This is a genomic window from Oleiphilus sp. HI0067, from assembly GCF_001635735.1.
Genome location: NZ_LWFI01000634.1, coordinates 1 through 5,006, shown reverse-complemented (window position 1 = coordinate 5,006; position 5,006 = coordinate 1). Strand labels below are relative to the sequence as shown.

At 43.8% G+C, this 5,006-nt stretch carries 4 protein-coding genes and 1 other RNA gene; all 5 read right to left on the bottom strand.

Going from position 1 to position 5,006, the window contains the following annotated elements; genetic code table 11:
* Nucleotides 1-225 precede the first annotated feature (225 nt).
* An RNA gene (gene ffs, locus A3739_RS07035) (signal recognition particle sRNA small type) lies at nt 226-322 on the bottom strand.
* A 90-nt stretch (nt 323-412) separates the two neighbouring features.
* Nucleotides 413-775: a hypothetical protein gene (locus A3739_RS07030; RefSeq protein ID WP_068500855.1), complete on the bottom strand. Its 363-nt coding sequence runs from the start codon at nt 773-775 to the stop codon at nt 413-415.
* Nucleotides 776-895: 120 nt separating this feature from the next.
* Nucleotides 896-3,481 (bottom strand): hypothetical protein, encoded by a 2,586-nt coding sequence (locus A3739_RS07025; RefSeq protein ID WP_156502437.1) that lies wholly within the window; start codon nt 3,479-3,481, stop codon nt 896-898.
* Between the two features lie 114 nt (nt 3,482-3,595).
* Nucleotides 3,596-4,411, bottom strand: coding sequence for a molecular chaperone (locus A3739_RS07020; RefSeq protein ID WP_068500853.1), 816 nt, complete (start codon nt 4,409-4,411; stop codon nt 3,596-3,598).
* 179 nt (nt 4,412-4,590) lie between these two features.
* Nucleotides 4,591-5,006, bottom strand: a 416-nt coding sequence (locus A3739_RS07015) for a DUF4402 domain-containing protein (RefSeq protein ID WP_156502436.1), incomplete at its 5' end; no start/stop codon positions are given.

The following is a 5,006-nucleotide window of genomic DNA, read 5'->3' as shown; positions in this document are numbered from 1 at the left end:
GGGAGTAATACCAGCAATAATCAAACCTATAATAATTTATATTTATAAATCATAGCCTTATAAAGAAATTATAAGAATACAGCTCATATCAAACAGTAAAATAATCTGACACATCGGAACTAACGCACATAGCGCGAGAAGCGAGAAGCAAGAAGCAAGAAGCAAGAAGCAAGAAGCAAGAAGCAAGAAGCAAGAAATTCTAAAGGGGGAAATTTGGGTGGCAACTCTCGCCAGCTACACCTCGGCACATGAGTCGACCGCTGTGGCTGCTCCCTTCCGGGCCTGACCAGGTTCACGATTTATCATTGCGAGGGAACCAACAAGAGTTACCATGGTGCGTTGTGGCTAGTGCCGATCAACGAGCGCGCATAATACCAAAGCACTCTGCGACATAAAAGCCTTATTTTCAGCTCTATTGCATTACCAACATAATTTCTTCGACACCACTATCCACTCCCCCATTGAAGCTTTGCGAATAATATTCAAAAGGTAATGGTTCACCATTAATAAACAAACTGGCTTGGGTTATTTCAAGGTCTAGATTGGTGTGAAACATGCCATCGCATGCATCAAAGTCAGAATTGACCGTCGAAGAAGATGGACTACAGTCTTCAGGGTTTAAAGATGACTCAGCGCCATCAAACGCTATGGAGGAAAGGCTTACAGAATTAACGATTTCAAAACGCGCACTGAAGCGATCTGCGTGCACAGCAAGAGATAACATCGTGAGAGATGCCGTCATCAGGATATGCTTTAAACCAAAACACGCAGACATGTCGAAGCCCCAAAAATTTAGGACTTCGAGTATAGGACAGATTTGTAACACTGCAACACAAAAAGTTACGCAATGTTACATAAGCCCGTTTTGCCCGGCAAAAGGTGCCTAGCACGTCAACTAAAAGACGATATCCTCTATGAACACAACGCCATCTTTACCATCAGAATAAAAACATGTTGGTTCAATCGTTTTAAGATCACGATCAGCCAAATCATTCTCATTAACTGAAACGCAGTACTTCCCTGGCAGCAAGCCTGACAGCAAATACACCCCATCATATTCGGAGCGCGTCAAAGCTACTTGATCACCCGCCTCATTAAGCACCTCTACCCTTACCGTGCTTAAAGGTCGTTGCTGTCCATTCTGTTTCACAAACAAACTGCCTTCGACTTCAAAGGTATAGGCCAAAGGAATATCTTGCTGTAACACTGAGCCTGCGTGGGTGTAAACAAAGAACGGGCCGGATGCAGCTTTTATAAACGGGTCTTCAATACTCTTTTCTTCAATCTCAATTTTTTCCATTTGAAGATGATCAATCCCTTTCAGAACGACGACACCGTCATCGCCTGTTTCAAACGTTCGCCATTTACTCTTACCCTTAAATCGAATACCCGGCAAAGTTTCTTCACCTTCATCAAACATCTGATTATCGTTTTCATCAATAAATACTCGCGCATTTAACGATGCACTATTGACTGAACTTTCATTCGATAAGAAGTGACTATCTCTCTTCGCGTCATAGCCAACGGAAGTACTAAGCGTTGCACCTAGATAAGCGAACCCATCGGTATTGAAGCCAGCACTGCCCGACACGGAAAATTTCTCAAACTCCCAAGTTAGGGTGTTGTCATTGCTGAATAAATCTTTACCTGTGAAGTTATAAGCCACTGAACCAGTGTAATTGATGTTGCTGGCGAACTTATGCGACGCTGAAAAAGAAAGGCTATTCACGCTAGATGAGGGGGCGACACTATACGCAATAGAACCCTTATAACGCCACCCTTCCCAGCGTCTTGTGGCGCTGAAGCCACCGTCTGTTCGCGAGATATCTGAGCTCCCTGATGATTTAAAATACAAAAGCTCGTTTACGAATTGATATCCCGCCCACCCCGTTGCTTTGCGCAGGTTAGTCGTGAAGTTTCCGTCGCCATCCACAAATGAGCGATCTCTGAATTCTAAATCCACAGACAAAGCACTCGGCAGGCCGACTAAAAATGATCGATCAAGACGAAGTGCATACTCAGAATCTAATTTACCATTTTGATTACGGTCACTAATTAGATCAGAGAACTTGGATGCAGAAGCATTCAAGCTAGTATCAAGCAGACGGCTCTGAAGCGTTAATTGATACGCTGAACCACCATCAAGATCTTTCGCGTAATCAAACTGCGACAAGGCTTGCCCTAAACTTCCATACAAACTGGTATGAAAGTATTGGCGATCAGTTGATGTGGAGTTTGGCGTCATTGCGCTTAACCCTAAGCGAGCAGTTAAACTTCTATGCAATCCATAGCGGACCTCCGCCATATTAAAGTTCGTCACCTCATTAAAATCGTTGATCTTCCCACCGACTAATCGCTGATTTCTTTGTAAGCTCCAAATGTCGTATTCCCAAGCACCGGCCTTAAGCATTGCCCCGCCCGATGACACTACCTCACGAATTTCACGCTCTTGCCCCTGAGGCCCATACAAACGAATATCAAAAATATTCTCGCCCAAATAAATGGGTACATTCTCAAAGATGTAGCGACCTTGGCTTGTGGTTTCAGAAAATTCTATCAAGCTACCATTGCGATAAAGTTCGACCTCCCATCCTGGAGGTGCATCACCCTCAAGCGTGATCACATCGCCCTGCTCTTGAATTGACTCGCCACCGCGAGACAAGCGAGCCCCACTACCCTGAACAGAAGAAAATAACAGCGCATCACTCAACCCGGTCACATCCCCAACCTCATAACGATCCATACCTAGAGCGATCGTTTTGTCCGGCCCTTCAGAGGCGCGCGAAAACGTTAAGCGTATATCTGTATCACTATTATTAGAGATCAAGCTTGCTTGAAGCGAATGCTTTGCCACATCGGCCCGACCTTGAACAACGAGATCATGTCGAAAATCGCTCGCACCTCGATTTTTCTCAACGTCAGCACCGATAGAGATATCGAAGTGCGGCATATTCCACCACTCATAAGTGTTTGGGATATAAGTCTCAGGAAGCGTTTCCAGCTCGGGACGTTCTATTTCTTCTTGGCGTTTTTTGCGCTCGAGCTTGGCAATTAATGGGATATCTTTTGAAGCATCAACACGTAACTGAAGTTGAGACACATCAATATCAAAATTGAATCCGAAAAGATCTTGCAAGATCTGTTGGTCGAGATAAACATCAAAGCCGTCTTCCGCATAGCGAATCGTTTGCGGCCAAGGCTGAGCAACGCCTTTGGAATAATATTCTTGTTTAGTCAGATCCAGTTCAAAAGTATTGCTCTCATCCCCCACCCAACCGGATACTAATAATTCATCGATGTCCGATTCAATAGCAATTTCTAGTAATGATGCGATCGTATCGACTGGTAACAAGGTTTGTTCTGGGGAGCGGTAAATAAAGATAGGTTCGTCATCAGTGTAAGGCCCTACACTGAGTTGTACTACTAGCAAGTCTTCATCATCAAGTTCTAACTCTGTAGCCTTCGCACTAGACAACAGCATAGCGAACACAAGAAAAGCAAACATGCTAAACCTGAGGCTACAAAAAATGTTGAACAAGAAAGGGTGCTGCATATACGAAAAAGGCGCCGATATGATCGAGCGCCCTCTATAACATTACTGACTTAACTCAAAGCGTTCTTCAATGAGATTTGTACCACCGTACTTCTCGTCTTCATCAAAACGAACAATGAAAGAGGTCTGATCTGGTTCTACAGGTTGAGGCAAACGCACTTTAATCAAACGTTTGTTGATGCTTGTATATACGCCAACACCCTTTGACATAGCAACGCGATCACCCGCTTTACCATTGTCATTCTCGAAAATCTCTACGCTGCCATATAACGATGACGACCCTTCACGTGTAATCTGCATTTCGAAAGCGCCATTCTTACCTTCTGTCGCATCAAAAATAATACTTTCTAAACCCGCAACAGAACTCAACTCACCCTTTCGGATAATAATAGGAATAGCGATTTTCAGACGAGGTTTAACCGACACCGTAGGCTCTTCATCTTCATTAGCTTCTTCCGCTTCAGCAGTAATAGGAATTTCTTGGAATACAAGGTGCGACAAATACTCGCCATCTGGAAGACCCTTCGGACGACGCGCTGCGATACGAATGGTTTGACGTTGTCCTGGTTCAATATCCACACGACGGGGAGAATAACGAATCATATCTTTGGCATATTGCGCATCGGGATCAAGCGCCTCTAGATCAACAATACTGCCGTCTTCACGCATTAACTTTTGTTCAAAAAAGATTTGATAACGCGCCCTTTGCGTTCCATCGTTCAACAGATCAAGCGCAGCCGCTCGCTCACGTTCTTCTAATACGACACGTTTTGGGTTGATTAAAAGTCCTGCGGAAACATTGATCGTAAATGCTGCAAGAAAGGAAAATACACCAAACTTCAAAAACAAAGACTTCATAACAATATCGACACTAACTCTCGTTGTTTATATAAATTTATGTTTTGTTATAGCTAACTTTAATTTTGGCTCAAAAGTCATTGAATTCAATATAATTTTTAGAAACATTAAGTGTTAAGTCCTTAGAACAAAAAAAGGCGCCCCAAGGCGCCTTTTACATGTTTCTCTACAACTAGTGCTTAGTTGTATACAACAGAAACATCGTAATCGATTGAGGTCGCAGTAGCTGCCGCTGCCGCTGCAGTCGTTGCATTATCAACTGTCAAAGTACCACCAAGCGTCAACTGGTGAGCTGCCTGTAGCGTAACACCTGTAAGAGATAGTGCCGCTTCACCGTTGTCGATCATTGCTGGTACGAAAGTCATACCGTTTGAAGAAGACTGACCTAGCGTGATGTCAAAAGTAAGACCATCAGTACCTGCTACGTCTATAACACCTTCTACACCGTTTGTTGCTGCATCAAAACAACCAGTACCTGAACGCGCACCACCTGCAGCTAGCGTACAAGTTACCGCATCAGCTGAAGGGTCGATTTGACCAAGGTTCATTTGCGTATTTTCAGTCAACTGAAGTGGCTCAACGATTTGAAGTAGAG

What these genes read in the sequence shown, in the direction of transcription:
- A3739_RS07030 (WP_068500855.1), bottom strand. Translation starts at nt 775, where the DNA reads ATGTCTGCGTGTTTTGGTTTAAAGCATATCCTGATGACGGCATCTCTC.
- A3739_RS07025 (WP_156502437.1), bottom strand. Translation starts at nt 3,481, where the DNA reads ATGCTGTTGTCTAGTGCGAAGGCTACAGAGTTAGAACTTGATGATGAA.
- A3739_RS07020 (WP_068500853.1), bottom strand. Translation starts at nt 4,411, where the DNA reads ATGAAGTCTTTGTTTTTGAAGTTTGGTGTATTTTCCTTTCTTGCAGCA.